This window comes from Roseospira navarrensis, from assembly GCF_009601025.1.
Classification (GTDB): Bacteria; Pseudomonadota; Alphaproteobacteria; order Rhodospirillales; family Rhodospirillaceae; genus Rhodospira; species Rhodospira navarrensis.
In genome coordinates this window covers 1-1175 of record NZ_WIVE01000159.1, presented here as the reverse complement: position 1 = coordinate 1175, position 1175 = coordinate 1, and the positions used below count along the sequence as shown (strand labels likewise).

The 1175-nt window shown below is 48.0% G+C and carries 1 protein-coding gene; it reads left to right on the top strand.

Features of this window, described 5'->3' with window-relative positions; all coding sequences use genetic code 11:
• The first annotated feature begins 282 nt into the window (after window positions 1–282).
• A complete protein-coding gene (locus tag GHC57_RS19090) occupies window positions 283–927 on the top strand; it encodes a hypothetical protein (protein ID WP_153347243.1) in 645 nt (214 codons plus the stop codon).
• The last annotated feature ends 248 nt before the right edge of the window (window positions 928–1175 follow it).

The following is a 1175-nucleotide window of genomic DNA, read 5'->3' as shown; positions in this document are numbered from 1 at the left end:
GCTGGAATTCGAGCAGGGATCGAGGAAACTTGCTCATGGTCGGGCTCCGGAAATGGCGTGCGTTCACGTTATGTTCTACGCCGTTTCAGGCCACCTGTCACCACATGATGTGGTCCCGGACTCAAAGGGATAAGCCCTAAAATATTTTGTTTTATTTTTGAAGACCGAGACAAAGTTCGCATTTGGCTTGACCGAATACATGCTGGATCGGCGGAAGGGCGCGGGCGCCGACAATGGAACTCTGAGCAGAAGGCTCGGAATAGCGGCTATTCAAAGAATGACTTGGCACTGGCGGCGCTTGATCTGGAAGTACTGCGTGGATTTATTTCTGTAGAGAATAGAAAAGGGCGCCTCTCAAGTGTTCAGAGGTACCTCGGAAATCGGTTGATGCGCGATGCGCTCGGGGTCGAATTAAATGATAAGGGAGAACTTACTTCCGATGTGCCGGAAGAAGAATTTGATATAATGTTCAGAGAATTTATGGCGCGGATTGCATCTAAGTCTTGGAATACTCGGGATGATGCGAAAAAAATTGGCAGCCGGTCGAATGAGCTTCGCGCGTTAGTAGGAGTTTCCGGAGCGCGGATCGAGCGGGTACCACTGTCAACCCCTCCGAAGCAAGATGAGTCAATTAAGCCTGTTCCAAAGTCTCCCAAGAAACCAACAAAAATCATCCCCAATAGTGCCCTATCTGAGGCGCTTCAAGAAATTCCGAGCTATAAACTTGAAAAAAATATACTATTCTCTATGCTCCATATCCTTGAGTACGCATACGCCTTTACTTACAGTGGGGACGTGGTCCTTTCTGGAGAGTCTGACAGCTTTGACCGGGAGAAATACAAGCACAGATTTCTGCTCTTATCTCAGCTCTCAAAAGTTGGAGCGCATGGGGCTTGGCGCATCAAGGGAAACCAAAGGACTCCGTGAGGCGGTAAGGCGAATATCAGAGCTAGGGAATACTACTAAACATGACCAAGCGGCAGCGAGCTTCAATGGAGAACAACTTGCAAATGACTTTGATATCATGAACGATATGCTTGGATATCTCGCAAAGTTGGCGAAGAAAGAGTGATTTTCTTTGTTGGACGTATCGTGAAAAAGGCTTATCCCTTTGAGTCCGGGACCACATCATGTGGTGACAGGTGGCCTGAAACGGCGTAGAACATAACGTGAAC